General features: G+C 69.3%; 21 protein-coding genes, 3 tRNA genes and 3 pseudogenes. 17 read left to right on the top strand and 10 right to left on the bottom strand.

Annotated features, from left to right (window positions below; all coding sequences use genetic code 11):
• The first annotated feature begins 94 nt into the window (after positions 1-94).
• Both IQ220_RS16280 and IQ220_RS16285 read left to right on the top strand, forming a co-directional pair.
• Positions 95-597, top strand: a pseudogene (locus tag IQ220_RS16280) (DUF1611 domain-containing protein).
• The gene (locus tag IQ220_RS16285; RefSeq protein WP_370566289.1) at positions 570-1,097 is read left to right on the top strand and encodes a DUF1611 domain-containing protein; all 528 of its coding nucleotides are present in this window, start codon (positions 570-572) and stop codon (positions 1,095-1,097) included. The pseudogene IQ220_RS16280 and the gene IQ220_RS16285 overlap by 28 nt, the downstream one beginning before the upstream one ends.
• Positions 1,098-1,121: 24 nt before the next feature.
• On the opposite strand, the gene IQ220_RS00600 is transcribed toward IQ220_RS16285, so the two are convergent.
• Positions 1,122-1,194: transfer RNA gene (locus IQ220_RS00600), tRNA-His, on the bottom strand.
• A gap of 159 nt (positions 1,195-1,353) precedes the next feature.
• Here IQ220_RS00600 and IQ220_RS00605 point away from each other — a divergent pair.
• From IQ220_RS00605 to IQ220_RS16290, 3 genes and pseudogenes are all read left to right on the top strand, one after another.
• Positions 1,354-1,731 (top strand): DUF4359 domain-containing protein, encoded by a 378-nt coding sequence (locus IQ220_RS00605; protein WP_193912812.1) that lies wholly within the window; start codon positions 1,354-1,356, stop codon positions 1,729-1,731.
• A complete protein-coding gene (locus tag IQ220_RS00610) occupies positions 1,728-3,185 on the top strand; it encodes an amidohydrolase family protein (protein WP_370566290.1) in 1,458 nt (485 codons plus the stop codon). The genes IQ220_RS00605 and IQ220_RS00610 overlap by 4 nt, the downstream gene beginning before the upstream one ends.
• A pseudogene (locus IQ220_RS16290) lies at positions 3,110-3,703 on the top strand (FAD-binding oxidoreductase); the annotation flags it as partial. The gene IQ220_RS00610 and the pseudogene IQ220_RS16290, both read left to right, overlap by 76 nt.
• A gap of 122 nt (positions 3,704-3,825) precedes the next feature.
• Here the strand turns inward: IQ220_RS16290 and IQ220_RS16295 are convergent.
• A complete protein-coding gene (locus IQ220_RS16295) occupies positions 3,826-3,975 on the bottom strand; it encodes a hypothetical protein (protein WP_370566317.1) in 150 nt (49 codons plus the stop codon).
• A 20-nt stretch (positions 3,976-3,995) separates the two neighbouring features.
• Here IQ220_RS16295 and IQ220_RS16300 point away from each other — a divergent pair, with 20 nt between their 5' ends.
• Positions 3,996-4,586 (top strand): hypothetical protein, encoded by a 591-nt coding sequence (locus IQ220_RS16300; RefSeq protein WP_370566318.1) that lies wholly within the window; start codon positions 3,996-3,998, stop codon positions 4,584-4,586.
• Here IQ220_RS16300 and IQ220_RS00620 read toward each other — a convergent pair.
• The 5 genes from IQ220_RS00620 to murA form a co-directional block, all read right to left on the bottom strand.
• Positions 4,583-5,068, bottom strand: coding sequence for a pentapeptide repeat-containing protein (locus IQ220_RS00620; protein WP_193913128.1), 486 nt, complete (start codon positions 5,066-5,068; stop codon positions 4,583-4,585). The genes IQ220_RS16300 and IQ220_RS00620 overlap by 4 nt on opposite strands.
• Positions 5,069-5,235: 167 nt before the next feature.
• Positions 5,236-6,507: a folylpolyglutamate synthase/dihydrofolate synthase family protein gene (locus IQ220_RS00625; RefSeq protein WP_225875643.1), complete on the bottom strand. Its 1,272-nt coding sequence runs from the start codon at positions 6,505-6,507 to the stop codon at positions 5,236-5,238.
• Entirely contained in the window at positions 6,500-7,693 is a 1,194-nt protein-coding gene (locus tag IQ220_RS00630) for an aspartate aminotransferase family protein (protein WP_193913130.1), read from the bottom strand. Before IQ220_RS00630 ends, IQ220_RS00625 begins: the two co-directional genes overlap by 8 nt.
• A gap of 32 nt (positions 7,694-7,725) precedes the next feature.
• Positions 7,726-7,807: transfer RNA gene (locus IQ220_RS00635), tRNA-Leu, on the bottom strand.
• A gap of 12 nt (positions 7,808-7,819) precedes the next feature.
• A complete protein-coding gene (gene murA / locus IQ220_RS00640; protein WP_193912814.1) occupies positions 7,820-9,181 on the bottom strand; it encodes a UDP-N-acetylglucosamine 1-carboxyvinyltransferase in 1,362 nt (453 codons plus the stop codon).
• 326 nt (positions 9,182-9,507) lie between these two features.
• Here murA and IQ220_RS00645 point away from each other — a divergent pair.
• The 7 genes and pseudogenes from IQ220_RS00645 to IQ220_RS00675 all read left to right on the top strand — a co-directional run bounded on the left by IQ220_RS00645 (position 9,508) and on the right by IQ220_RS00675 (position 15,136).
• Positions 9,508-9,591: transfer RNA gene (locus IQ220_RS00645), tRNA-Leu, on the top strand.
• Between the two features lie 11 nt (positions 9,592-9,602).
• The gene (locus tag IQ220_RS00650) at positions 9,603-9,851 is read left to right on the top strand and encodes a hypothetical protein (RefSeq protein ID WP_186697079.1); all 249 of its coding nucleotides are present in this window, start codon (positions 9,603-9,605) and stop codon (positions 9,849-9,851) included.
• Between the two features lie 22 nt (positions 9,852-9,873).
• Positions 9,874-10,682, top strand: a pseudogene (locus tag IQ220_RS00655) (TrmH family RNA methyltransferase).
• Between the two features lie 64 nt (positions 10,683-10,746).
• The gene (gene lpdA / locus IQ220_RS00660) at positions 10,747-12,201 is read left to right on the top strand and encodes a dihydrolipoyl dehydrogenase (protein WP_193912816.1); all 1,455 of its coding nucleotides are present in this window, start codon (positions 10,747-10,749) and stop codon (positions 12,199-12,201) included.
• A 40-nt stretch (positions 12,202-12,241) separates the two neighbouring features.
• The gene (trpC, locus tag IQ220_RS00665) at positions 12,242-13,126 is read left to right on the top strand and encodes an indole-3-glycerol phosphate synthase TrpC (RefSeq protein WP_193912818.1); all 885 of its coding nucleotides are present in this window, start codon (positions 12,242-12,244) and stop codon (positions 13,124-13,126) included.
• 37 nt (positions 13,127-13,163) lie between these two features.
• Complete coding sequence (locus tag IQ220_RS00670; RefSeq protein WP_193912820.1) at positions 13,164-14,129, top strand: amidohydrolase family protein; 966 nt, start codon at positions 13,164-13,166, stop codon at positions 14,127-14,129.
• Between the two features lie 272 nt (positions 14,130-14,401).
• Positions 14,402-15,136 carry a sulfotransferase gene (locus IQ220_RS00675; RefSeq protein WP_228008786.1) on the top strand — a complete coding sequence of 245 codons (735 nt, stop codon included), beginning with the start codon at positions 14,402-14,404 and terminating at the stop codon, positions 15,134-15,136.
• 129 nt (positions 15,137-15,265) lie between these two features.
• On the opposite strand, the gene rpsD is transcribed toward IQ220_RS00675, so the two are convergent.
• Positions 15,266-15,874: a 30S ribosomal protein S4 gene (gene rpsD / locus IQ220_RS00680; protein ID WP_186697074.1), complete on the bottom strand. Its 609-nt coding sequence runs from the start codon at positions 15,872-15,874 to the stop codon at positions 15,266-15,268.
• A gap of 139 nt (positions 15,875-16,013) precedes the next feature.
• On the opposite strand from rpsD, the gene yidD reads away from it, so the two are divergent.
• From yidD to aqpZ, 4 genes are all read left to right on the top strand, one after another.
• Complete coding sequence (yidD, locus tag IQ220_RS00685) at positions 16,014-16,274, top strand: membrane protein insertion efficiency factor YidD (protein ID WP_193913132.1); 261 nt, start codon at positions 16,014-16,016, stop codon at positions 16,272-16,274.
• 74 nt (positions 16,275-16,348) lie between these two features.
• Positions 16,349-16,624, top strand: a complete 276-nt coding sequence (locus IQ220_RS00690) for a glutaredoxin family protein (protein ID WP_193912824.1) — start codon at positions 16,349-16,351, stop codon at positions 16,622-16,624.
• A gap of 29 nt (positions 16,625-16,653) precedes the next feature.
• Complete coding sequence (locus IQ220_RS00695; RefSeq protein WP_193912826.1) at positions 16,654-18,177, top strand: UDP-N-acetylmuramoyl-L-alanyl-D-glutamate--2,6-diaminopimelate ligase; 1,524 nt, start codon at positions 16,654-16,656, stop codon at positions 18,175-18,177.
• Between the two features lie 108 nt (positions 18,178-18,285).
• Complete coding sequence (gene aqpZ / locus IQ220_RS00700; RefSeq protein ID WP_193912828.1) at positions 18,286-19,029, top strand: aquaporin Z; 744 nt, start codon at positions 18,286-18,288, stop codon at positions 19,027-19,029.
• Here aqpZ and IQ220_RS00705 read toward each other — a convergent pair whose 3' ends face one another.
• Together IQ220_RS00705 and IQ220_RS00710 are read right to left on the bottom strand one after the other, a co-directional pair.
• Positions 19,030-20,193 (bottom strand): aminotransferase class V-fold PLP-dependent enzyme, encoded by a 1,164-nt coding sequence (locus tag IQ220_RS00705; RefSeq protein ID WP_193912830.1) that lies wholly within the window; start codon positions 20,191-20,193, stop codon positions 19,030-19,032.
• Positions 20,194-21,189: a hypothetical protein gene (locus IQ220_RS00710; RefSeq protein ID WP_228008787.1), complete on the bottom strand. Its 996-nt coding sequence runs from the start codon at positions 21,187-21,189 to the stop codon at positions 20,194-20,196.
• Positions 21,190-21,205 lie beyond the last annotated feature (16 nt).

Genomic DNA, 21,205 nt, shown 5'->3' on the forward strand with positions numbered 1-21,205 from the left:
GGGGGGCGCCCGCACCTTCCTGCAGCCCCAGGATCCGGTGGTGCTGCTGCTTCACGACGGCCTCGACAACCTCTCCGGCAAGACCGGCCTGGCGATGCTGCGCTACCGGCCCGGGCCGCTGCTGGCCGTGGTGGATCCGGCCCATGCCGGCCGCAGCCTGAAGGAGGTGACCGGCATCGATCGCGCCGTGCCGGTGCTGGAGAGCGTGGCGGCAGCCCTGCCCCTGGGGCCGGCGGTGGCGGTGGTGGGGCTGGCGCCCTCCGGGGGGCTGATGCCGCGGCGCTGCGGGCCGACCTGGCGACCGCCCTGGGGGCGGGCTGGTCGGTGGCCAGTGGCCTGCACAGCCGCATCGGCGACGACCCCGGCTTGGCGGCCCTGCTGGCGCCTGGGGCCTGGATCTGGGACCTGCGTCAGGAGCCCTCCGGGCTGGCGGTGGCGTCGGCGCGGGCGGCCGATCTGCCCTGCCGGCGCCTGCTGGCCGTGGGCAGCGACATGGCCGTGGGCAAGATGAGGCGCCAGCCTGGAGCTGCTGGACGGAAGCCCGGCGGCGCGGCCGCGCGGCGCGCTTCGTGGGCACCGGCCAGGCCGGCATCCTGATCGCCGGTGGCGGTGTGCCCCTGGACGCTGTGCGGGTGGACTATGCCGCCGGTGCCGTGGAGGCCGCCGTGCTCGAGGCGGGCGCTGGCCTCGGCCCGGACGGTCTGCTGCTGGTGGAGGGGCAGGGCTCTCTCTGCCACCCGGGCTCCACCGCCACCCTGCCGCTGCTGCGGGGCAGTCAGCCCACCGAGCTGCTGCTGGTGCACCGGGCCGGGCAGCGCCACATCAAGGGTCTGCCCCACCTGGTGATCCCGCCGCTGCAGGAGCTGATCGCCGTGGTGGAGGGCCTGGCGGCTCTGGGTCGTGCCGACGGCCTGCGGCCCAGGGTGCGGGCGGTGGCCCTCAACACCATGCAGCTGGCGGAGCAGGAGGCCGTTGCGGCCACCGCCCGCACGGCGGAGCAGCTGGGGCTTGCCTGCGCCGATCCCGTACGCCAGGGCGCCGGGATGCTTCTGGAGGCCCTGGATGGGTCAGCCGGGGCTGATCTCCTGGCCTCCTGACGGCCCCCTGAGCGGGGATGGAAGGGCGAGCGAGGGGATTCGAACCCCCGAATGGCGGCGCCACAAGCCGCTGCCTTAACCACTTGGCGACGCCCGCCATGGCCTGGGCCAATGTACCAAGTCGTGCGCTGGCGTCCGGGGCTGGCCCGGGGCTCCGGTCCTGCGCTGAACGCCTCCTCCTGGTGCCAGGCTGGCAGCACTTCCGGCCTCCTCCGCCCTGCCTGACCCGCGCAGCTCCGCCTGGTGTGCACCCCTGGTGGGAGGCGCCGTCCTGCTCGCTGGGGCCGGGGGGATGCTGGCCTGGACCAACCCCGGCCCTGCCGAGTTCGCCGACTTCGCCGCGGGCCGGTTGGTGGAGGAGATCTCCAGCCGGGTGTGTGAAAGCAGCACGCTCCCCTCGGTGCTGGGCCTGGCGGTGGCCGACTGCGCCGCCCTGGTGGCCTCCCAGCGCACCGCCTTGGGCGCGGTGGTGCAGCGACAGACCCGCCGCACCAATTTCGGGGTGCTGAGCGTGTATCACAGCCAGCTGGGTGGTCAGCAGGTGCTGCACTGGCGGGTGCCCCGCTTCGAGGCCACCGTTGTGGGTGTGGCAGGACGGTTCGTGATCGTGCAGGCGCGGGAGCCTGGTTCATGAGCGCCCATCCACCCGGCGCCACCCCCGCCAGCGCCCTCGGGAGCAGGGCGGGCCGTCTGGAGTTGCGCCTGCCCAGGGCCCTGCTGGAGGCGCGGCAGTCGGATCTCGCTCCGGTGGATGCCGAGGGCCTGGTGGCCGTGGAGCTCAGCTGGCAGGAGGGACGGATCACCGGTCTGCGCCCCCTGGGGCCGGAAGCCGCTGCCGAGTCGCTGCCCCTGGCCCTGCCCCCCCTGGTGGAGCCCCACGCCCATCTCGACAAGGCCTTTTCGGCCCCGCGCTTCCCCAACTGGGACGGCACCATGGCCGGCGCCCTGGCCCAGAACCAGAGGGAGTACGGCGAGCGCAGCGAGGCCCAGGTGCTGGAGCGGGCCGAGCGCGCCCTGCAGCTGGCCTGGCGCCAGGGGGTTCGGGCCCTGCGCAGCCATGTGGACAGCGTCGGTCCAGGGGCCGTGGCGAGCTGGGAGGCCCTGCTCGAGATCCGTCGCCGCTGGGCCGGCCGGGTGGAGCTGCAGCTGGTGGCCCTGACGCCCCTGCTGCACTGGCTCACCCCCCAGGGCGAGGAGCTGGCCCGCTGGGTGGCCGAGCGGGGTGGCCTGCTCGGCGGGGTGCTCAGCCCGCCCTACGGCGCCAGCCTCTCCGACCGCGAGGCCCTGGCGGCCCTGCTGGCCCTGGCCGAGCGCCATGGGGCGGCGGTGGATCTGCACGTGGACGAGGCCGACACCCAGCCCGCCCGGGGGGTGGAGCTGGTGGTGCGCCTGGCCCTGGAGCAGCGCTGCGAGGTGCCGATCGTCTGCAGCCATGCCGCCAGCCTGGCCCTGCTGTCGGATCGCCGCGCCGACCGGCTGGCGGAGCGGCTGGCCCAGGCCGGCATCGGCGTGGTGGCACTGCCGCTCACCAACCTCTGGCTGCTGGGCCGGCGCCCTGGCCGCACGCCGGACCGACGGGTGCAGGCCCCGATCGCCACGCTGCAGCGGGCCGGCGTGCGGGTGGCGATCGGGGCCGACAACGTGCAGGATCCCTGGTTCCCAGGCGGTGACTTCGATCCGATCGAGCTGCTGCGCCTGGCAGCCATCACCAGCCACGTGGTGCCCAGCCGCCGCCAGGGCCTGGCGCCCTTCAGCACCGCGGCCGCCGCTTTGCTGGGGCTGGAGTGGGATGGGGTGCTGCGGACCGGCGCCCCGGCCGACCTGGTGGTGCTGGCGGCGCGCAGCAGGGCGAGCTGCTGGCCCGCAGCCCCCAGCGCCGGGTGCTGCGGGCCGGGGTGTGGCTGGAGCCGCCACCGATGGAGCAGCCCTCCCCTCTGCTCCGCGCAGTGGGGCCAACGCCGCGCCAATGATGGTGAGCTCGGGGCCTGTGGGCTCCCCTGGGTTGCGCTGCGATGGCATCACCTCCCCCCGCTGCTGGATCGGCTCTCTGCCTGGAGGGGCTGCCGCCGAGGCCGGATCCGGCCGTGATCGCCCAGTTGGCAGAGGAGCTCGCTGGTGAGCTGGCCCCAGAGCAGGCCCCAGACCAGGCCGCTGCTGGTGCTGGCCTGGAGCTGGTGGGGGAGGGGCAGCCGGCGGAGCTCGAGCGCCTGTCGCGGGATTTTTTCGACTACTCCCCCCTGCTGGTGCCGGTGTTCCAGGCTCAGCGGGCCCAGCTCGCTGTAAGGGCCTCGACGGTGGGGCAGGTGCGGGCCGTGGCAGCCGGCTGCGCCCGGCTGGGGGTGCCTCTCACCGTGCGGGGGGCCGGCACCGGCAACTACGGCCAGTGCGTGCCCCTGGCCGGTGGCGTGGTGCTGGAGCTGATGGGGCTGAATCGCCTGCGCAGCCTGGATCCCCGCAGCGGCGTGATCGAGGTGGAGGCGGGCCTGGTGATGGCGACCCTCGAGCAGCAGCTGGCTCCCCACGGCCGGGCCCTGCGGCTGCAGCCCAGCACCGCCCGCAGCGCCAGCATCGGCGGCTTCGTGGCGGGGGGATCCGGCGGGATCGGCTCGCTGCGCTGGGGCTTCCTGCGGGATCCGGGCAACCTGCTGGGTCTGGAGGTGGTCACGGTGGAGCCTGAACCGCGGCTGCTGCGGCTGGATGCGACGGCCAGCCAGCCGCTCAACCATGCCTATGGCACCAACGGCATCCTCACGGCCCTGCGGCTGCCCACCACCGAGGCCGTGGCCTGGCAGCAGCTGGTGGTGGGCTTCGAGTCCTGGCAGCAGGCCGTGGCGGCGGCGTCCGCTCTGGCCGGCACCGCCCTGCTGCTCCAGGCCATCACCCTGCTGGAGGCACCAATTGCGGCCCGCTCCCCCTGGCCGGCGGGCTGCCCGGCCGCGCGCCCGGGGAACACCGCTTGCTGCTGCTGGCCGCGCCGAGAGCCTGGAGCTGCTGCCGGGCTGGCTGCAGGCCAGGGGCGGCTGCCTGCGCTGGCAGGCCCCCCAGGGGGAGAGCCGGGGCCTGCCGCTGCGCGAGCTCAGCTGGAACCACACCACCCTGCACTGGCGTGCCCAGCAGCAGGGCTGGACCTACCTGCAGATGCTGCTGCCCCAGCCGGAAGCCCCCTGCCTGGCGGCCCTCAGCGAGCGCTGGGGCGACGACCTGCTCTGGCATCTGGAGGCGGTGCGCCAGCAGGGACGGGCCCGCCTGGCGGCCCTGCCCCTGCTGCGCTGGCAGGGGGAAGCTCCCCTGGCGGCCCTGATGCAGCAGGCGCGCCAGCTGGGGGCGGTGATCTTCAACCCCCATGCGATCACGGTGGAGGACGGCGGCCTGGGCGCCATCGACGCCGACCAGGTGGCCGCCAAGGCGGCCTATGACCCGGGCGGCCTGCTCAACCCCGGCAAACTCAGGGGCTGGCTGGAGCGTCAGCGCCAGCAGCCCCAGCCCTAGCAGCCCAGGCTGAGCCGGGTGTCGGCGCCGGTCACGGGGTGAGTTCCCTCGGCGTCGCGGCAGAGCAGGCGCTGGTCGACCCGGTCGAGCAGGGCGCCGCTGAAGTCGGCATCGGTCACCGTGGCGCCGCTGAAATTGCTGCCGGCGGCGATCACGTCGCTGAGGTTGGCGCCACTGAAATCGGCGCCGCTGAAGTCCACCTTGTCCATGAGCACGCCACTGAGGTCGGCCCCGGCGAAGCTGGCCTCGGGGAAGGCGGCCTGGGTGAGGATGGCGCCATGCAGGTTGGCGCTGGAGAAGTCGGCCTGGCGGCCGGAGGCGCCCGCAAAGGAGGTGTTGGCCAGGTCCTGGCCGCTGAAGTCCTTACCGCTCTGGTTGGTGAGGGTGTAGTCCACACCGGAGAAGTCCGCTGCTGCTGGCCCTGCCCCGGCGGTGAGTACGCCGGCCAGCAGGCCCAGCATCAGGCCGAGCCCCAGGGCCATGCGCAGCAACGGCCGCCGCCGCCGCCATGGCTGCAGCAGCTGGTGGCCACGGCTCAGCAGCTGGCTCAGCAGCTGGTCCCCCAGCCCTGCCGGTGAAATGGTGCGGAGGCGGGGGGCCATGGCGAGCGGGGCGGTGGTCTTCACTCTGGGCCCACGGGGCGCTGCCGTCACCCTGGCGCTGCCGCGCTGGCGAGCAGGTGGCCCAGCAGGTAGAGGGATCCCGCCACCAGCACCGGCCCCCGGCCCTGCCGGGCGGCGGCCCGCAGCGCGGTGGGCAGGTCTGGGGCGCTGTGCAGCCGGGCGGCCTGGCCTGGGCCCAGACCGCCCAGCAGTGCGCTCTGGCGCCACGAGGCATGGCCGGGCACCGGCACGATCCAGGCCTGATCCCCCGGGCCGAGCAGGGCCTGGAGGATCTCGGCCCCCTGCTTGTTGGCCAGCATTCCCAGCACCCAGCGGCGGGCACCGGGGGGCAGGCCGTGGCGCCGGCCGTGCTGATCGAGCTCTGCTCTCAGTCGCTGGGCCGCCGGCGCGTTGTGGGCGCCGTCGATCAGCAGCGGCAGGCCCTGCCACTGGAGCCGCTGCAACCGCCCCGGCCAGCGGGCCGCGGCAAAGCCCTCCCGGATCGCCTGCTCGGGCAGATCCCAGCCCTGGCGCCCCAGGGCCTGCAGCATGCCCAGGGCCACGGCGGCATTGAGCTGCTGCACCTGCCCCGGCAGCCCCAGCGTCCAGGTGTTGTCATCCAGGGGGGTCACCCACCTCAGGCGCACGCCCAGCCGGGCCGCCTGCTGCCGCAGCACCGCTTCCACCGCCGGCATCTGGGGGCCGCTGACGGCTTCCACCCCCGCCCCCAGGGCGCCCGCCTTCTCCAGGGCGATGCTGGCCGCATCCGGGCCCAGCACCTCCAGGTGATCGAGGCCGATGCTGGCGAAGCCCACCACGCGCCGATCCGGATGGCAGCTCGTGGCATCGAGCCGGCCCCCCAGGCCCACCTCCAGCACCACCAGCTCCAGATCCGCCTCGGCGAAGGCCAGGAAGGCGGCGGCCGTCACCAGTTCGAAGGGGGTGAGCCGGTGGCGTTCGGCCACGGGCCGCGCCGCCTGCAGCTGGGCCCGCAGCTGCAGCTCCGAGATCGGTGCGCCGCCGAGCTGGATGCGCTCGGTCCAGCTGCTCAGGTGGGGCGAGGTGTAGAGGCCGGCGCGGATGCCGGCGGCGAGCAGGGCGGCATGCACGAGGGTGCAGATCGACCCCTTGCCATTGGTGCCCGCCACCTGAACCGCGGCGAAGCGGCGCTCTGGGTGGCCGAGCTCCGCCAGGGCAGCCTGCAGGCGCTCCAGGCCGAGCTCCACGCCCCGGTGGCTGAAGGGCTGGATCAGGTCGGCGAACGGATCGGAGCTGGGCAGGGTCCCGGCGGACCCGGCTCGAGGGATGACGTCAGGCAAGGCTGAGCAGGGCCCGCTCCAGCAGCGACACCGCCTGGTGCAGCTCCCGGGGGCGGATGGTGAGCGGGGGTACAAAGCGCACGACCGTCGGTCCGGCCGGCACCACCAGCAGCCCCTGGGCCAGGGCCGCCTTCACCAGCTCCGGAGCGCTGGGCCCGTTCCCGCTGAGCACCAGTCCCTGCAGGAGGCCCCAGCCGCGTACCCCGGTGAGCTGGTGTTGGTGGCGCTGCACCAGGGCGGAGAGTTCCTGGCACAGCAGCGCTTCCATCGCCTGCACGTGCTGGAGCAGCTGCCGCCGCTCGATTTCGGCCAGCACCGTGAGAGCGGCCCGGCAGGCGAAGGGATTGCCCCCGAAGGTGCTGGCGTGATCGCCCGGGCGGAAGTGATCCACGGCCCGTTTCACGGCCAGGGCACCGATGGGGATGCCGCCTCCCAGACCCTTGGCCAGGGTGATCGCATCGGGCTCCACCCCCAGGCGCTCGTAGCCCCAGAGGCGGCCGCTGCGGCCCACGCCGATCTGCACCTCATCGAAGATCAGCAGGATCTGATGGGCGTCGCAGAGCTGGCGCACCCTCTGGAAGAAGGCCCGCTCGCCAGGGTGCACGCCCCCTTCCCCCTGCAGGGGCTCCAGCAGCACGGCCGCCACCCGTGGTCCCTCGGCCTCGGAGGCCTCGAGCAGGGCTTCGAAGGCGGCGGTGTCGTTGTAGGGGAAGTAGCGGAAGCCCTGCACCATGGGGGTGAACCCCTGGTGGTATTTCGGCTGGCCCGTGGCCGTCACGGTGGCCAGGGTGCGGCCGTGAAAACTGGCTTCCGCCGTGAGGATCAGCGGCGGCCGCTCCACCGTGCCCACCAGGCCCCGGACCACCTGGGCGTGCTTGCGGGCCAGCTTGATGGCGGCCTCGTTGGCCTCGGCGCCGGAGTTGCAGAAGAAGACGCGATCGAAGCAGCTGCGGGCCGTGATCGTGGCAGCGAGCTGCTCCTGTTCCGGAATCCGGTAGAGGTTGGACACGTGCTGCAGCCTGCCCAGCTGGCGGGTCAGGGCACGCCGCAGACGGCCGTTGCTGTGGCCCAGGCTGCACACCGCGATGCCGGCGACGCAATCGAGATAGCGCCGGCCCTCGCTGTCCCACACCCACACGCCGCGGCCGCGGCAGAGGCTCACCGGCAGGCGGGCGTAGGTTTCCATCAACGGCGACCCGGGGTCGGTGGCCGTGGCGATAGGAGCGGTGGGACTTGAACCCACATGCCCGAAGGCGCTCGATTTTGAGTCGAGTCCGTCTACCAATTCCGGCACGCTCCCCTGGAGTGGAGCTTAGGCGGCGCTGCTCCCCTGGGTCAGGAGATCGCGCTCAGCCGGCGCCGGCCCGCCGCCGATCCGCTGGATGCAGGCGCCCACGGAGGCCAGCTTGTGCTCCAGGCCGGCGTAGCCGCGATCGAGGTACTCCAGGCCACGCACGCTGGTGACCCCCTCAGCCGCCAGGCCGGCCAGCACCATGGCGGCCGAAGCCCTGAGGTCGGTGCCCTGCACCGGGGCGCCGCTGAGCTGGGCCACCCCCTCGATAAAGGCGATGTTGCTCTGCAGGCGGATGGCGGCCCCCATGCGCTGCAGCTCAGCCACGTGCTGCATCCGATTCTCGAAGATGTTCTCGGTGACCACACTGGTGCCACGGGCCGTGGCCAGCAGGCTCATGAAGGGGGCCTGAAGATCGGTGGGGAAGGCGGGGAAGGGCTGGGTGCGCAGGTCCACGGCCTGGATGTCGCTGGCCTCAATGGTCATGCCGACGCCGTCGTGCTCGAGGCGACAGCCCGCCGCCTCCAGCTTGGTGAGCACAGCCCCCAGATGGTCGGTGATCACGGGGGTGACGCGCAGCCGCGAACGGGTGATCGCCGCAGCCAGAAGCAGGGTGCCGGCCTCGATGCGGTCAGGGATCACGGCGTAGTCGGCGCCATGCAGGCGCTCCACCCCCGTGATGGTGATCGTCTGGGTGCCGGCGCCGCGGATGCGGGCGCCCATGGCGATCAGCAGGCCGGCCAGGTCGGCCACCTCAGGCTCCTGGGCGGCATTGGCCATCACCGTTTCGCCCTCGGCGAGCACGGCGGCCATCATCAGGGTTTCGGTGGCGCCCACGCTGGGACAGTCGAAATAGATGCGGCCACCTCTGAGGCGCTGGCCGCGGCCGGGTACCACCGCCGTGACCACGCCATGCTCGATGGTGACCTGGGCTCCAAGCGCCTTGAGCCCCTTGACGTGCTCCTCCACTGGCCGGGTGCCGATCTTGCAGCCGCCAGGCAGGGGCACCTTGGCCATGCCCATCCGGGCCAGCAGGGGACCGATGCAGAAGAAGCTCGCCCGCAGGCTGTTCACCAGCTCATAGGGAGCCGTGGTGCTGTGGATGCCGGAGCCGTCCAGCACGAGGCTGTTCGCCTCGCGGCTGACCTGGCCGCCCAGGCTCTGCAGCATCTCGCCCATGCCCACGATGTCGGTGAGGGGAGGCACGTTGCGCAGCCTGATCTGATCGCGGGTGAGCAGGCAGGCGGCCATCAGCACCAGGGCCGAGTTCTTGGCGCCATCGACGCGCAGCTCACCCTCAAGACGCCGGCCACCGGTGATCTGGAGCTCCGGTTGGGCCTTGCTCAGGTCGGTCGCGAGGGATGGCAGGGATAGGGCTGTCATGAATTCCCGGACATCCCCGGCCTTTTTGTCTGGGGATTTTGACAACAAAAGGCCAGATCGTCTAGGTGGCCGCTGCGGGAACTGCACCACGCCCCCGGTAGTCAGGGGGGGAGACCCGCTACCGGCTGATTCAGGGCGATCCCTGGCGCCATCCGGCTTGCTGGCCCAGGGGGCTGCAGCGGCAGGCGCAACGGGGCGCTTGGGTGTGGCCAGGTGGATGTGCCCGTGCGCACACGGGGAGATGGGGTGTCCTGCGGGGCAAGGGCCCCGGGAGCGGCGCGTCGGGCCGATGCCGTATGGTTCCGAAGTCGCAGAGCGACGGCCACGCGGATGTGGCGGAATTGGTAGACGCGCTAGTTTCAGGTACTAGTGGCAGCAATGTCGTGGGAGTTCAAGTCTCCCCATCCGCATTTGAGATTCCATGATTCTTCTAAAAATCACCAATTCCTCCGAAGTGGTTGCTTCGAAGGTAGGCAAGTTTCTGGAGAGTCTCACGCCTGACGCCATGGATCAGACCACCGTTGAGGACATCGTGGTGGGCAAGCTCATTGAAAACTTGAGGGCCGAGGGCATCAAGGGTGAAGTGGCGGCGGTGAAGGGGATGGAGCTGGAGGAGGCCGAGATCGTGATGCAGGACGCCATGCGCGTGCGCCGCCACGAGCGCTTCTGAGGCCGGCCGCTTGCCCCCGGAGCTGATCAGCAGCCGCCGCAATCCCCTCGTGCGTCGCCTGCGCCAGCTGCACGCGGGCAAGGGCCGCCGGGAGCTGCAGTTGCTGCTGCTGGAGGGCACCCACCTGTTGCAGGAGGCGGTGCGCCTCGGTCTGCAGCCCGTCGACCTGCTGGCCACGCAGGCCTGGCTCGAGACGCACCGGAGCTGGCTCGACAGCCTGCCGCTGCCCCTGCAGCCCGTGCCGGTGACGCCGGAGGTGCTGGCGGCGGTGGCCACCACGGAGCACCCCGACGGCGTGGTGCTCAGCCTGTCCATGCCAGGGCTCGGCTGGGGGCCGCCCGTCCCGTCGCTGGTGCTGGCCCTGGATCGGCTTCAGGATCCAGGCAACCTCGGCACCTTGATGCGCACCGCCCTGGCCAGCGGCGTGGAGGCGCTGTGGCTGGTGGAGGGTGCCGACCCGTTCCAGCCCAAGGTGCTGCGGGCCTCGGCCGGCGCCGCCCTGGCCCTGCCACTGCAGCGCTGCAGCCACGCCAGTTGCTGGCGCGCCTGCAGGAGCTGGGCGCCGTCGCTGCTCACCATGGGAGCCAGCCCCCCCAGGTGGTGGCCGCCGTGCCCCCCGGTCCCGCCGCCCTGCCCTACTGGCAGCTCGACTGGCAACGCCCCACCGTGCTGCTGCTGGGCCAGGAGGGCTCGGGTCTGGCGCCTGAGCTGCTGGCCTGCGCCAGCCACTGCGCCACGATTCCCCATAGCCCGGCAGTGGAGTCGCTGAACGTGGCTGTGGCGGCGGCGCCGTTGCTGCTGGAACGCGCGCGCCAGCGCCTCACGGCCTGAGGCCCGAGCGGCAGACAGGCGACCGCTGGCGAGGGAGAATGCCGCCATCTGTGCACGGCCCCTGGTGAGCGACGCCCCTGACGACCGCAGCTTCGACTTCGACCTGATCGTGATCGGCGCCGGCTACGGCGGCTTCGATGCGGCCAAGCACGCCGCCGAGCATGGCCTCTCGGTGGCGATCGTGGAAGCGGCGGAGATGGGCGGCACCTGCGTGAACCGCGGCTGCGTGCCCAGCAAGGCCCTGCTCGCCGCCAGCGGCCGGGTGCGGGAACTGGCCGATGCCGAGCACTTGGCCGGCTTCGGCATCCACGCCGCGCCGGTGCGCTTTGAGCGCCAGAAGATCGCCGACCACGCCAACCAGCTGGTGGCCACGATCCGCACCAACCTCACCAAGACCCTGGAGCGCGCCGGCGCCACGATCCTGCGGGGCCAGGGCCGCCTCACCGGCAGCCAGCAGGTGACCGTGCGGGCCAGCGGTGGCGGCGTGGAGCGCACCTACAGCGCCCGCGACGTGATCCTGGCCACGGGGTCGGAGCCCTTCGTGCCCCCCGGCATCGAGACCGACGGCCGCACCGTGTTCACCAGCGACGAGGCGGTGAGCCTGGAGTGGCTGCCGCGCTGGCTGGCGATCGTGGGCAGCGGCTACATCGGCCTGGAGTTCGCCGACGTCTACACCGCCCTGGGCTGTGAGGTCACCATGATCGAGGCCCTGGATCGGGTGATGCCCACCTTCGATCCCGACATCGCCAAGATCGCCGCCCGCCATCTGATCGACGGCCGCGACATCGACGCCCGCGCCGGCCTGCTGGCCCGCAAGGTGACGCCGGGCTGCCCGGTGACGATCGAGCTGGCCGACATGCAGAGCCGCGAGCTGGTGGAAACCCTGGAGGTGGATGCGGTGCTGGTGGCCACCGGCCGGGTGCCCAGCAGCAAGCAGCTCAACCTGGCCTCCGTTGGGGTGGAGACCAACCGGGGCTTCATCCCCGTGGATGAGCGGATGCAGGTGCTGCTGAACGGCGAGCCCGTGCCCCACCTCTGGGCCGTGGGGGATGTGACCGGCAAGATGATGCTGGCCCACACCGCCGCCGCCCAGGGCAGCGTGGCGGTGGACAACATCCTGGGCCATGTCCGCCGTATCGATTACCGCTCGATTCCCGCGGCCACCTTCACCCATCCGGAGATCAGTTCGGTGGGGCTGAGTGAGGTTGAGGCCAAGGAGCTGGCGGCCGCTGAGGGCTTCGCGCTGGGCAGCGTGCGCAGCTACTTCAAGGCCAACTCCAAGGCCCTGGCGGAGCTGGAGAGCGACGGGCTGATGAAGCTGCTGTTCAACAAGAGCACCGGTGAGGTGCTGGGCGCCCACATCTACGGGCTGCACGCCGCCGACCTGATCCAGGAGATCGCCAACGCGGTGGCGCGTCGCCAGAGTGTGATCCAGCTCGTGAACGAAGTGCACACCCATCCCACCCTCAGTGAGGTGGTGGAGGTGGCCTACAAGCAGGCCGCCATGGCCGTGGCCTGAGGGCCGCTCCCTTCTGTCCCTTCCTCTCGTCCGCTGATCCATGCAGATTCGTCGCCGCCCCCCGAACCCCAAGGTGAAGGTGGCCTTCCTGGAGTACGGCGTGCCCCACGCCGAGGCGGCGCCGCGCCACATCCTCGAGGAGATCGTGTGGGAGAAGGACCGGGAGGTGGCCACGGCCCGCGATCGGGTGCCCCTGCAGAAACTGGCCCGCCAGGTGGCCGATCTGCCCCCCACCCGCGACTTCGAGGCCGCCCTGCGGGCCAGCTGCCGCAAGCCGGCCGTGATCGCCGAGATCAAGAAGGCCAGCCCCAGCAAGGGCGTGATCCGCGAGCACTTCGACCCCGAGGCCCTTGCCCGCGGCTACGCCGCCGGAGGGGCCAGCTGTCTGTCGGTGCTCACCGACAAAGCCTTCTTCCAGGGAGGCTTTGAGGTGCTGGTGCAGGTGCGCCAGGTGGTGGAGCTGCCCCTGCTCTGCAAGGACTTCATCCTCAGCCCCTACCAGCTCTACCAGGCCCGCGCCGCCGGCGCCGATGCCGCCCTGCTGATCGCCGCCATCCTCACGGATCAGGATCTGACCTACCTGCTCAAGGCGGCCCGCAGCCTCGGCCTGGCCACGCTGGTGGAGGTGCATGACAAGGCCGAGCTGGAGCGGGTGCTGGCCCTGGAGGGGGTGCGGCTGATCGGGATCAACAACCGGGATCTCGCCACCTTCCACACCGACCTGGCCACCACCGAGCAGCTGATGGCGCGCCACGGCGCGGCGCTGCGCGCCAAGGGCGCCCTGCTGGTGAGCGAATCGGGCCTGTTCAGCCGCGATGACCTCGATCGGGTGCAGAGCGCCGGGGCGGATGCGGTGCTGGTGGGCGAAGCGCTGATGCGCCAGGACGATGTGACCGCCGCGCTGGAGGCCCTGATCGGCGGCTGAAGGCGGCCTGTTCAGGTCTCTGCTGCACTGCACCCCCATGCCAAGGATCCTCAACAAGATTGCTCTGGAGGAACACTTCAGCGCCCCGGGCCTTGAGCCAACGATCAACGAGGTGGCCTTTTTTGATCCGGGTGTGCTTGCGGGTATTGAGGCGGCTTTGCCGGAGCTGGCCGAACAGCGCCTCCTCGCCATGGACAGGGCCGGCATCGCGATCGCCGTGCTGTCCCAGACGGCACCGGGTGTGCAGTCCATCAGGGATCAAGCCCTGGCGGTGGAGCTTGCCCAACGGGTGAATGATTTCCTGCACACACGCATGGCGCTGGCCCCGGCGCGGTTTCGTGGCTTCGCGTGTGTGGCTTTACAGGATGTGGATGCCGCCTGCAACGAGCTCAAACGTTGTATTCAGGAACTTGGATTTGTCGGCGTGCTTGTGAACGGTGCCACTAATGGCGTCTACTTGGACGAGCCCCATTTTGCTCCTTTCTGGCATGTCTTGGAACAGCTTGATGTACCGCTTTATCTCCACCCTGGCCTGGTGAGTGAGCGCGATGAGGCTTTCCGCGGCCATCCAGAGCTCGAAGGTGCCGTGTGGAGCTGGACCTGTGACACCGCCACCCACTTACTCCGTCTGGTGTTTGCTCAGCTGCTGGATCGCCACCCTCGGGCACGGCTGATCCTGGGTCACATGGGGGAAACCCTTCCCTACATGCTCTGGCGCTTGGACAGCAGGGCTGCTGTGACAACCGTCGGTCGCGCCTTGATCCGCCCCCCATCAGAGACCCTCAAGCGTCATCTCACAGTGACGACGTCTGGAGTCTGTGCGGATGCCCCCCTGCGTTGCGCCCTTGAAGCCATGGGCGACCACGCGGTGATGTTTTCCACCGATTATCCCTATGAAGACATTCAGTTGGCGGCTGACTGGATCGAGCAGGCTGCCATCACAGAAGACCAGCGGATCAGGGTGTGCTGTACCAATGCGCGGCGCGTCCTGCGCCTGGGATGAGAGGCCGGGGCTTGAACAGGTGTTGGCTGCTCGCCCATGAAAAAAGCCGCCGGAGGCGGGGCGAGGTGAAACAAGACAAGCTGGGATTGATCCCGGAGATCAGACCTTGCGGGAATAGAATTCCACGCTTGAGAGTCCTGGCTGGAGTGCCATTGTGGCAATGAGTCGTCGGGGGCCTTATGGGATTAAGACTTGATGGGAAGCCTTACGCCGAAATTGCAGATGGTCTTGCTGGGTTACACGCCAGACAGGTGAGAATGGGCAGGAGATACTTGCCTAATTTCATCATCATCGGTGCCGCCAAGTCGGCCACGACGACACTTGCAGCCGTGCTCTCAAGCCATGCCGATATTTTCATCAGCAGGCCAAAAGAGCCGAAGTTTTTTGGGCGCCATTACGGTAAGGGATGGCCATGGTATCGGAGCATCTTCAGGGCCGGATGTGGCTTTGCCTGGCGCGGTGAGGCGAGCACAATGTATGCCAGCCCGCTGAGGGAATTTCGGGATGCTCCTGGGCTGATGCATCGATACTTTCCAGGAATGAAAATCGTCTATGTCGTGCGTCATCCGCTTGATCGGCTCGTGTCTCAGTGGCGCCACGTCAAAGGACGATGCCCTGACTATGTGGCATTTGAGCGAATTCTTTCCGATCGTCGAGCCGCCCGCCTGTTGATCGGTTGTTCCAGTTACTACGAAAGAATCAACGCCTATCGAAAATATTTCCCGGATCAGCAGATCCATTGCTTGACGTTTGAGGATCTGATCGCTGATCCTGCTGCCGTGCTCGGGGAGCTGCTGGTTTTTCTGGGGCTTCCGCCTCAGACGCACAGCATTCTGGAAGCAGGAGAGTTGCCCAAGCTGAACAAGGTGGGACAAAAGGGCCGTGCCCATGTATCGGAGCCCGACTGGCCAGGCCCGATGCGTGCCTCTGTGATTCAACGGCTCCGTCCTGATGCGGAAGCCTTTCTCTCCTACATCGGCAAGCCAAAGGATTATTGGACTTGGTGATCAGGAGATACACCTGCACGTGCTCACGCAAAGGGCGAGCAAAGGGCTCTGGGAGCCATGGTCAGAGCTGCCCGATGAGCAGGCTGACCACAGCCCCCAGACCCCTTGCTGTGCCTCGGACTGAGCGTTCTACACCTTGCGGGAATAGAATTCCACCACCAGCAGCTCGTTGATTTCGAGGGCGACCCATTCGCGCTCGCAGCGGCTGATCACCTTGGCGGTGAACTTGCCCTTGTCCAGTTCCAGGTGGGGCGGGATGTTGGCCAGGCCCGGGAATTCCAGGTTGCCCTCCGCCAGCTTGCGGCTCTGCTTGCGCTCGCGCACGGCGACCACGTCGCCGGGCTTGCACTGGAAGCTGGCAATGTCCACGACGCGGCCGTTGACGGTCACGTGGCCATGGTTCACGAACTGGCGGGCGCCGGGCACGGTGGGCCCGAAGCCGAGGCGGAAACAGATGTTGTCGAGACGGCTCTCGAGCAGCTTGAGCAGGTTGGTGCCGCTGGAGCCTCCCTGGGCTCGCGCTTTCTTGACGTAGCGCACCAGCTGGCGCTCGGAGATGCCGTAGTTGAAGCGAAGCTTCTGCTTCTCTTCCAGGCGGATGGCGTATTCGGAGCGCTTGCGACGGGCTTGGCCGTGCTGACCGGGGGGATAAGACCGCTTGGCGGACTTACGGGTGAGACCGGGAAGGTCTCCCAAGCGCCGCGTGATCCTCAGACGAGGGCCGCGGTAACGAGACATGAAAACAAGGTGGTGGGACGGAACGGGACCCCAGGTGGGTCCCATGGCGGCCGCAGCTGGGGCATGCTGGATCAAGTCCGCTGCCCGCGCCTTGACGCGCCAACGATCGATCCTATCGGTTGGCCCCGTGGCCCTCGGACTGGCCCCATCCCCTGAGTTGCCCGGGCCTGCGGGCCCCTCCCGCTGGCTGGCCTGGCTGCTGCTGGGGCTGATCGGCCTCTACCGCCGCTTTCTCTCCCCCCTGCTGGGCCCCCGTTGCCGCTTCATTCCCAGCTGCAGTGCCTATGGCCTGGAGGCGATCAGCCGCCATGGACCCTGGCGCGGCGGCTGGCTCACCCTGCGGCGGCTGCTGCGCTGCCACCCGTTCACGCCCTGCGGCTGTGATCCGGTGCCCGACTGAACCGGACCGAGGGTTCCTCTCAACCCTGCTCTCCCCTTCCTGTTTCGTCCTTCCTGTCTCGCCCTGCGTCCCCCATGGCCGATCACCTGGTGCTCTACTCCCGCCCGGGCTGCTGCCTGTGTGAGGGGTTGGAGGAGAAGCTGCGCCGGCTGACGCCGCCGCCGCGCCTGGTGGTGGTGAATGTGGACGACGATCCTTCCCTGCAGGCCCGCTTCGGGCTGGAGGTGCCGGTGCTGGGCTGGCGTACGGTCACGGGCGAGCAGCTGCTGCCCCGGGTGCCGCCTCGCCTGGTGGACACGGCCCTGCTGGTTTGGTTGGGCAAGAACGGTTTTCCTGGGGGAAGCGTCTAGAACGGCGCCAGCCCACCCGTTGCCCCGCCATGCCCACCCTGCTTCACCCCCTGCTGAGCGAAGTGGGACTGCAGGTGCCTGAGGGCCTTCCCGACGCGACGGTGCGCTCGATCAGCTGTGACTCGCGCCGGGTGGGTCCCGCCACCCTGTTCATCGGTCTGCCCGGCACCCAGGTGGATGGCGGCCGCTACTGGCGTGCTGCCCTCGAAGCGGGAGCCTGCCTTGCAGTGGTGGGTCCCGGGGCGATTCTCGACGACCGCCCCGGCGACGGCGATCCGGTGCTGGTGGTGGAGGAACCCGTGGCCCGCTGGGCCGGAGCCCTGGCCGCCGCCTATTGGGCACAACCCAGCGCCCGCCTGGGCCTGATCGGGGTCACCGGCACCAACGGCAAGACCACCACCACCCATCTGATCGAGCATCTGGCGGGGGCGGCGGGTCTGCCGACCGCCCTGTTCGGCACCCTGGAGAACCGCTGGCCCGGCTACAGCGTCACGGCCCAGCACACCACCGCCTTCGCCGATCTGCTGCAGGCCCAGCTGGCCCGCGCGGTCGAGGCCGGCGCCCGGATCGCGGCCATGGAGGTGAGCTCCCACGCCCTCGATCAGCAGCGGGTGGCCGGCTGCCAGTTCGCCGGGGCGGTGTTCACCAATCTCACCCAGGACCACCTCGACTACCACGCCTCAATGGAGGCCTACTTCGCCGCCAAGGCGCTGCTGTTCACCTCCCCCCTGCTCAGGGCCAGTGCCAGCCCCACCGTGGTGGTGAACGGCGACGACCCCTGGGGTGCCCAACTGGCCCGCCAGCTGGGGCCGCGCTGCTGGCGCAGTTCCCTGCTCGACCCCGGCGCCGAGCTGTTCATCGATTCCCTCGAGATGGAGAGCAGCGGCGTGCGCGGCCGGCTGGTGACGCCCCTGGGGGAGGGCCGCTTCCAGTCGCCGCTGCTGGGCCGCTTCAACCTGATGAACCTGCTGCAGGCCGTGGGAGCCCTGGTGCAGCAGGGGATCCCCCTGGACCTGCTGCTGCCTGGACTGGCCGGTTTCCGCGGGGTGCCCGGACGCATGGAGCGGGTGAGCGCCGCCGGCAGCCAGCCCCAGCCGGTGGTGTTGGTGGACTATGCCCATACGCCCGATGGTCTGGACAATGCCCTGCAGGCCAGCCGGCCCTTCACCAGGGGGCAACTGATCTGCGTGTTCGGCTGCGGCGGTGACCGCGACCGCAGCAAACGCCCCCAGATGGGCGCCATCGCCGCTCGCCTGGCCGATCGCGTCGTGGTGACCTCCGACAATCCCCGCACGGAGGATCCCCAGGCCATCCTCGACGACGTGGTGGCCGGCATCCCCGCCGGCACCGACCTGGAGGTGGAAGGCGACCGGGCCGGCGCGATCGCCGCGGCGATCAGGGCAGCGCAGCCCGAGGATCTGGTGCTGATCGCTGGCAAGGGCCATGAGGATTACCAGATCCTGGGCACCACCAAGGTCCACTTCGACGACAGGGAAGAGGCCCAGAAGGCCCTTGGCTCGAGGCTGGCGGCGGAGCACCTTGCTGAGGCTTAGGTCGGGGTGCCTGTTACGGCATGGTGTTGATTGATCGTTGATTGATCACAGAGTGAGGGTAAATGGCCCATGGACCGGTAGGTTTTCAGAGTTGTAACTTTTGATGCAATGGCCCGAGCCATTCCACTGTCTAGAAAATGTCTCGCCGAGATGTTCGGCACGTTCTGGCTTGTCCTGGGCGGATGCGGCAGTGCCGTGCTGGCGGCCAACTTCCCCTATGACAACGCTGCAGCGAACCCACTGGGACTGGGCTTCCTGGGGGTGTCCCTGGCCTTCGGACTCACCTTGCTGACCATGGTCTACACCATTGGTCATATCTCGGGCTGTCACATCAACCCCGCGGTGAGCTTCGGCCTCTGGGCCGGCGGGCGCTTCAAGCAGGCTGAACTCCTCCCCTACATCGCGGCCCAAGTGGTCGGTGCCGTCATTGCCGGCGGCGTCATCAAGCTGGTGGCGAGCGGCCGCGCCGGCTTCGTGGTGGAGGGTGCCAACGCCCTTGCGACCAACGGTTTCGGCGCCAACTCCCCAGGTGGCTACAGCTTCTTCGCCGCCCTGGTGGTGGAAGTGGTGCTCACCTTCTTCTTCCTGCTCGTGATCCTCGGTGCCACCGACAAGCTGTCCCCCGCCGGCTTTGCCGGGGTGCCCATCGGCCTGGCACTCACCCTGATTCACCTCATCAGCATCCCGGTCACCAACACCTCGGTGAACCCGGCCCGCAGCACTGGCGTTGCCGTTTGGGTGGGCGGAGCGGCCGTTGGTCAGCTCTGGCTGTTCTGGGTGGCCCCGATCGTCGGTGCCCTGCTCGCCGGCTGGGTCTACAGCACCATGCTCAGCGACCCAGCTGCCGACTGATCACCGATCTCTCAGGGCGGCGACCAGCCTGTCGCTGTCCTGTTCAACGGTGCAGACGTGGGTGCAGGCCCGCAGGCAAGCCGGTTCTTCGAGGCTGCGGATCCAGAGGCTCTGCTCCCCCAGCCGTCGCACCACATCGCCAGGTTGTTCCCCTTCCAGCGTGAAGCTCACAATGCCGGCGGGAGGCGGTGTCTGCAGGGCGGTCTTCAGGTTTGGCAGGGCGGCCAGGGACTCCCAGAGGCGGCGAGCCTGCAGGCTGATCCGCTGCAGCCGCTGCTCCGGCGACCCCTCCGCCTCCAGCAGTTCCAGGGAGCGATCCAGGCCGGCGAACAGGGGGATGCAGGACGTGGCCACCTCAAAGCGGCGCCCGTCGGTGTGAAAGCCACTGGTGGCGCTGCCCTCATGGCTGAGGCTGCGCCAGCCGATCAGGGTGGGCTGGGCTTCCGCCAGCAGCCGCTCAGAGAGGGCCACCACGCCCAGGCCCTCCGGCCCACAGCACCACTTGTGACCTGTGCAGGCGTAGATGTCGGACGCATGGGCTGCCTCGGCCACGGGGATGCTGCCCAGTGACTGGGCAGCATCCACCAGGAGCCAGGGTCGCTGCGGGTGCTGGTCCAGCCGGCTGGCCACAGCGGCGATCGGCATCACCTGCCCGGTGTTCCAGAGCAGGTGGGAGAGCACCACCAGGCGGGTGCGGGGGCCGAGGGCGTTCTCCAGCCGCTGCAGCACTGCGGCGTCGGTGGCCGCCGGGTCCTGCCGCAGGTCAGCAACCTTGAAGCGCTCAATCGTGAGTTGCTGGCGTCGGGCCAGCTCCTGGCAGGCCGCCACCACGCCGGGGTGCTCGCAATCGCTCAGCAGCAGCACGTCTCCCGGCTGCCAGGGCAGGCCCCAGAGGGGCAGCACGCAGCCGCTGGTCACGTTCTCGGTGAAGGCCAGGCGCTGAGGCGGTACCCCGAGCCAGCGGCCCAGGCGCCTGCGCAGTCCGGCCACCGTTGACTCCACAAAGGGCCACACATCCCCAGTGAATGGGCCCAGCTCCTGCAACTGGCCCCAGGCCGCAACCATGGCCTCAAGACTCGTGGTCGGCAGGGGCCCCTGGCCGCCGTAGTTGAAGTAGGTCTTGTTGGCCAGGGCAGGCAGCTGGTCGCGAAAGCCGCTGGTCATTCAGGCCTGGGTGCCGAAGGTCACCTGGCAGGCCGCATTGATCAGCTGGGCTTCCGCTGGGGTGGTGGGCACCTCGCCGTTCAGCAGCCCCTCTTCGCAGTCGGCCTCCATCTCATAGGTGCCTGAACCGTTGTAGACGGCAAACGTGACTCCCGTGTCTTCCACAGGTTCAACGCTGCCGTAGTAGAGCTGCCAATTGGTATCGGGCACCAGCACGGTGGGCTGACGGCGCTCGATGGCCCGATCAATGGAGTCGTTGATGATCGCTGCGGTGGTGAGGGTGGTCACGCCCCACACCACGGACTGCCCGAGCCACCAGCCCCACGGTGGTGAACTGGACCAACCGCCGTACCAGCCACCGCCCCAGGGACGGGAGTTGTACCAGCCGCGTTGCCCGGCCCAGCCGCCGCGTCCGTAGTAGTTGTTGACCACCACCGGACGGCGCCATTGGTTCCGCTTGCTGCGGTTGTAACTGCGCCAGCGGTTGCTGTCCCAGCCTCTGTAGCGGTTTTCGGCCTTGCGGTAGCCGCGGTCATAGCCCCGGTCGTAGCCGCGCTTGCGTCCCTTGTCGACCCCCTCGCGATAGCCGGTCTTGACGCCTTTGTTGTAGCCACGGTCTTTGCCTTCGCGCAGACCCTGGCGATAGATACGATCGCGTTCAGCCTTGGTGAGGCTGCGATCGGATCTTGGTGTTCTGTCTTTTTTGTTGTTGCCGTTGTTGTTGTTTTTGGCGTTCCGATCACTGGCTCGATCGTTTTTCTGCCTCCGTTCGGCTCGCTCTTTCCGTTCGGCTCGCTCCTTGCGATCGTTCTTCTGGTTGTTGCTGGTCTTTCGATTGCCGTTGTTTTTCTGATTCCTGTCGCTTGTCTTGCGGTTGTTATTCTGGCGCTTCTCAGATTTCTGATCGCGGTTCTTCTTCTTTTTCTTATCCCGGTCTTTATCCTTGTTTTTCTCCTTGGCGATCAGCACTGGGCCGCTGTCGCCGCCGTCCACCATGGCAGGGATGGCCCGT

Source organism: Cyanobium sp. LEGE 06113, from assembly GCF_015207615.1.

What these genes read in the sequence shown, in the direction of transcription:
- IQ220_RS00610 (WP_370566290.1), top strand. Translation starts at nt 1,728, where the DNA reads ATGAGCGCCCATCCACCCGGCGCCACCCCCGCCAGCGCCCTCGGGAGC.
- IQ220_RS16295 (WP_370566317.1), bottom strand. Translation starts at nt 3,975, where the DNA reads ATGGCCTGGAGCAGCAGGGCGGTGCCGGCCAGAGCGGACGCCGCCGCC.
- IQ220_RS00620 (WP_193913128.1), bottom strand. Translation starts at nt 5,068, where the DNA reads ATGGCCCTGGGGCTCGGCCTGATGCTGGGCCTGCTGGCCGGCGTACTC.
- IQ220_RS00630 (WP_193913130.1), bottom strand. Translation starts at nt 7,693, where the DNA reads ATGGAAACCTACGCCCGCCTGCCGGTGAGCCTCTGCCGCGGCCGCGGC.
- murA (WP_193912814.1), bottom strand. Translation starts at nt 9,181, where the DNA reads ATGACAGCCCTATCCCTGCCATCCCTCGCGACCGACCTGAGCAAGGCC.
- IQ220_RS00650 (WP_186697079.1), top strand. Translation starts at nt 9,603, where the DNA reads ATGATTCTTCTAAAAATCACCAATTCCTCCGAAGTGGTTGCTTCGAAG.
- trpC (WP_193912818.1), top strand. Translation starts at nt 12,242, where the DNA reads ATGCAGATTCGTCGCCGCCCCCCGAACCCCAAGGTGAAGGTGGCCTTC.
- IQ220_RS00670 (WP_193912820.1), top strand. Translation starts at nt 13,164, where the DNA reads ATGCCAAGGATCCTCAACAAGATTGCTCTGGAGGAACACTTCAGCGCC.
- rpsD (WP_186697074.1), bottom strand. Translation starts at nt 15,874, where the DNA reads ATGTCTCGTTACCGCGGCCCTCGTCTGAGGATCACGCGGCGCTTGGGA.
- IQ220_RS00690 (WP_193912824.1), top strand. Translation starts at nt 16,349, where the DNA reads ATGGCCGATCACCTGGTGCTCTACTCCCGCCCGGGCTGCTGCCTGTGT.
- IQ220_RS00695 (WP_193912826.1), top strand. Translation starts at nt 16,654, where the DNA reads ATGCCCACCCTGCTTCACCCCCTGCTGAGCGAAGTGGGACTGCAGGTG.
- aqpZ (WP_193912828.1), top strand. Translation starts at nt 18,286, where the DNA reads ATGGCCCGAGCCATTCCACTGTCTAGAAAATGTCTCGCCGAGATGTTC.
- IQ220_RS00705 (WP_193912830.1), bottom strand. Translation starts at nt 20,193, where the DNA reads ATGACCAGCGGCTTTCGCGACCAGCTGCCTGCCCTGGCCAACAAGACC.
- IQ220_RS00710 (WP_228008787.1), bottom strand. Translation starts at nt 21,189, where the DNA reads ATGGTGGACGGCGGCGACAGCGGCCCAGTGCTGATCGCCAAGGAGAAA.